Here is a 3821-nt window from a genome sequence, read left to right on the forward strand (position 1 = left end):
TACCCTAATCATACCGAAAAAAAGGTACAGCATCCTCAATTTTTTTGAGTGGCTATACCCCTTTGATGTAGTTAAGGAACTTTTTCAGTGGCCTCATTCCTTACAGTATGGCTTTTTAACTATTCGTAACAGACAGGGCGGTGATCCGTATCATAATTTGTAATCATTGCTGCGTTAAAATCCCGGTAGAGTAAAGGGCTACCACATGGCAGCCCTTTCGGTGTTCAAAAGCCACTGCTTCAAACGAATCACACAAAAACCTACTTCCTATGTGTACTCTAAAATGCGGACCAAATGAAAACTTGTGCAAATGAACAAAATTTCAAAATGACAACAAGGAGCAGCACGTGTGCTGCTCCTTGGTTTGTTTGAACTATCGTTCTTCGTTAAATAAATTAGTTGTCTGTTTTTATTGAGTGTCTTCATCGCTTTTGTACTCCAAAATATCACCTGGCTGACAATCCAAAGTCTTACATATCGCTTCTAATGTTGAAAAACGAACCGCTTTTGCTTTCCCATTTTTCAGAATGGAAATATTCGCCATAGTAATTCCAACCCTCTCCGAAAGTTCTGTTACGCTCATTTTCCTTTTTGCCAACATCACATCAACATTGATGATAATCGCCATGATATTCACCTCAGATCGTTAAATCATTTTCTGATTTTATATTAATAGCTTCTTGTAAAAGTCTTTGGAGAACAGCAGCAAAAACGGCGATCACTATAGAGGCGAAAATAATGACCAATCCGATTGGTATGAAACTTGGAGGGTCAACTCTTTTCCCCATGAAATAGTAGAGTGGCATACCTAGCAGGTACATGGTACTGATCGTGATGGCACAGTATTTTATATTCTTTAAAGCCTTTACTGATAATTCCGAGAACGCTTGGTTCTTATCAATATAGCTTAAAAGTTTAAAAGCTTGATACAGAGCAAAGTAAAAAGGTATCGCTGCCGCGTACATATCGATTAAAACGAGAGATTTCATATAAGCAATATCTGGATACAATTCTCCAGCAAAATTCCCGATCTTAGGCACCAAAAATATGCACAATGCAAGAACTGGGATTCCTATAAAAATAACAGCTAGCTTTAAAAAGAGTGTCGTAACTTGTTTCATAAAAAGCACCTCGTTAATTAAATTTTACCGAAACGTTAATCATTTTCTGGTTTTAATTCAAGGATGTTTTTAATGGCACACCTCCACTTATTTAATGACAACATGATTTTAGCATATGATTTATCGTTTTTCAATAAAATTGCATTGTTTAATATTATATTATTATTGAAATATCCTTTTAATTTTGACAAATAAAAAAAGCATTTCTCATTACAAAGAAATGCTCTTACTTTAAAATGTTAAATTTACGCGGCACTTAATGAGATAAAGTTCTTGTCTACCGACACATGGCTGTGACAAGTCAGGTTAAGAGATCCTGAGCTCTTTACGTTTATAAAATTAAAAAGTATTATATACATTTTCACATTCTTTCGCCGTCGGTTCATAGAAACAGTGCTTCTTCCATCGTCCTACGAGCGGCTGATTATACCAAGTTGGCGGACATGGTCCGGGATTTTCGAACGTTCCTGGACGGAAATACCATAGGGAGAATTTGCCTGGCCAATTCCGCTCCCCATTCACAGTCCGTCGCGCCAGACGGCGTTCCCTCTCTCTTGCATTTTGATAGTACATACCATGTTGCAATGCTTCGAACGCATGCGGCTGGTTGATCATTTGGGGAATTGTCCGGATTCCTTTAAAATCGGAGCAATTCGCTCTTATTCGGTTAATGCCAACATTTCCAACAAGGAGCATGCCCATTTCGCCTTCGGTCTCAGCTTCAGCTCGAAGCAACCTAGCCAACATATCAATATCCTGTTTCCTAGCTTTTACGACTGCCATTGGCTCACCTCTTTAGATTTCTATACACATCATATTGTAGGTGAGGCGGATGTGTTACTCTGGCAAAATAGTGAGCGATAATAAATAGCCGTTCCACCACACTCTTCTGCCCTTTACTTGAATGAACAGAAAAAGGAGCTGCCACGATGACAAGCTCCTTCACTAGCAAATCCTTTCTTTTGAAGATGGATATTGTTGAGAACTCGTTCAGCTTCATCCGCTTCTAGATCAGATAAATTACGAAAGGGACCCGTTGATTCATCGTAATAGTGATATAAGAATTCTTCCATATACACTCCCACATCCCAACATACAACTATCCTTTAACGTGAGTAACCCGTGGTTTAAATTAATTTTTTAGTCAGAATGATTTCCATCGGCTCATTTTCGAGTAATAAACATCCCGCATCCCGATATCCTAAATTTCTGTAGAAGTGTTGTGCCTCTTCATTAGCCTGAGTAGACGTCATAACCAATTTAAAGCCATTTTGTTTCATTTGATCTTCCCATAAGAGGACAACTTGCTTGCCTACACCCTTGCCTCGATATTGTTCGTCGACCCAAATCATATTCATGAAGGGTGTGTTATCCCAGAAATACCCGTATCTCATCCATCCAATATTACTTTCATCTTGGTTCCGTAGTATGTATATTTCATTTTTCTTTATTTTTGGCAATATTAAGTTCTCTAAAATATGATGGTCACTTTCTCGTATGTATTCATAGTCTGAATCAGTTGCAACAATTATCTTCATCTTCCCCCCCCCTTAATGCCACAGTAATTAACTAATCCATCTTTTGTAAACTACCAGTTAACAGAGTGAAAACTGCCACACAGTAGCCCTTCTGATGTTTAACTATCGTTCCTCGTTAGTTGAATCAGCTCAAGTCAAATGTGGTCCAACCAACTTCAAGTATTATCATTTGAAAATCCCTGAATTCTTTTTTTGCATTAAAATTAGTAAATTCGATCTTAGAAATTAAAGAAGGTAAAACCCTCTGATGTTACCTCACCGATCCTCAAAATGACTCACCTCACGTTTATTCGTAAAGGGCTGGAAAAATAATTAAAACTCCACACCGCGAACCTTAGAAAATACCATAGTATCTCTCAATGAACCATCTACATTACACTTATCATTTCGAAGAACTCCTTCTAATGTGAATCCCAGGCGTTCGGCAACTCGTGAACTTCGAGCATTTCGTCCATCACATCGGATTTCAATTCGATTAGCTTGTAACTCATGTACAGCATAGTTTGTAATAGCTTCTACTGCTTCAGTAATATATCCTTGATTGCCAAAAGATGTACGCACCCAATAACCAATTTCAAATTTTCGCGATTGCCAATCTATTCGATGTAAACCGCTGCTACCAATTAATTGACCTGTTTCTTTCAGAATAAGGAGTAATCTTAGATCGGTGCGATCCAAGAATTGAAGCCTAGATCGTCGGATACTTAATTCAGACTCTTCAATTGTAGGAATGTTCCCAGCCCACGGCATCCAGGGACGCAATTCTTCAATACTTTCTTTAACTGCCTCATTTACCCTCAAGCCATCTTCCCATAATGGGGCTCTTATAAGCAATCGTTTACTTTCAAAGCTCTCAGGTATCGTATATAATATCGGATCGGTTGGTTCAATGCTCATTCAATAACCCTCCTATAGAAAATATTTCCATAAGATTATCAGCATTTTATGCATTCTTCAATATAAAAATTATAACCTTTATGAAGAAAACTACCCGATAGGTGAACGAAAGGCTGCCGTCCATGCCAGCAGCCATGTTCTGGGTTGAATGTTCAACTATCGTTCCCAGTTAGTTCAATGCCAATCCCATTCTGAGTAATGGTGATTATTAGACCCTGTTAGAGCCTCGCGAACGTGATGTAATCGACTCGGACAGGCTCTGCCG

At 38.4% G+C, this 3821-nt stretch carries 6 protein-coding genes; all 6 read right to left on the reverse strand.

What is annotated here, in order from left to right; genetic code table 11:
* Window positions 1-409: 409 nt before the first annotated feature.
* The 6 genes from G519_RS0137940 to G519_RS0137965 all read right to left on the reverse strand — a co-directional run bounded on the left by G519_RS0137940 (window position 410) and on the right by G519_RS0137965 (window position 3556).
* Window positions 410-628, reverse strand: a complete 219-nt coding sequence (locus G519_RS0137940) for a helix-turn-helix domain-containing protein (protein WP_029198971.1) — start codon at window positions 626-628, stop codon at window positions 410-412.
* 10 nt (window positions 629-638) lie between these two features.
* Entirely contained in the window at window positions 639-1121 is a 483-nt protein-coding gene (locus G519_RS0137945; protein ID WP_029198972.1) for a DUF2975 domain-containing protein, read from the reverse strand.
* A 339-nt stretch (window positions 1122-1460) separates the two neighbouring features.
* Entirely contained in the window at window positions 1461-1904 is a 444-nt protein-coding gene (locus G519_RS0137950; RefSeq protein ID WP_029198973.1) for a cell wall hydrolase, read from the reverse strand.
* A gap of 113 nt (window positions 1905-2017) precedes the next feature.
* Window positions 2018-2194, reverse strand: a complete 177-nt coding sequence (locus G519_RS51500) for a hypothetical protein (protein ID WP_154669672.1) — start codon at window positions 2192-2194, stop codon at window positions 2018-2020.
* Window positions 2195-2248: 54 nt separating this feature from the next.
* Window positions 2249-2659 carry a GNAT family N-acetyltransferase gene (locus G519_RS0137960; RefSeq protein ID WP_029198974.1) on the reverse strand — a complete coding sequence of 137 codons (411 nt, stop codon included), beginning with the start codon at window positions 2657-2659 and terminating at the stop codon, window positions 2249-2251.
* Between the two features lie 312 nt (window positions 2660-2971).
* On the reverse strand, window positions 2972-3556 hold the full coding sequence (locus tag G519_RS0137965; RefSeq protein ID WP_029198975.1) for a GNAT family N-acetyltransferase: 585 nt from the start codon (window positions 3554-3556) through the stop codon (window positions 2972-2974).
* Window positions 3557-3821 lie beyond the last annotated feature (265 nt).

Origin of the sequence: Paenibacillus alginolyticus DSM 5050 = NBRC 15375 (assembly GCF_000422905.1) — a bacterium.
Taxonomy (GTDB): Bacteria; Bacillota; Bacilli; order Paenibacillales; family NBRC-103111; genus Paenibacillus_E; species Paenibacillus_E alginolyticus.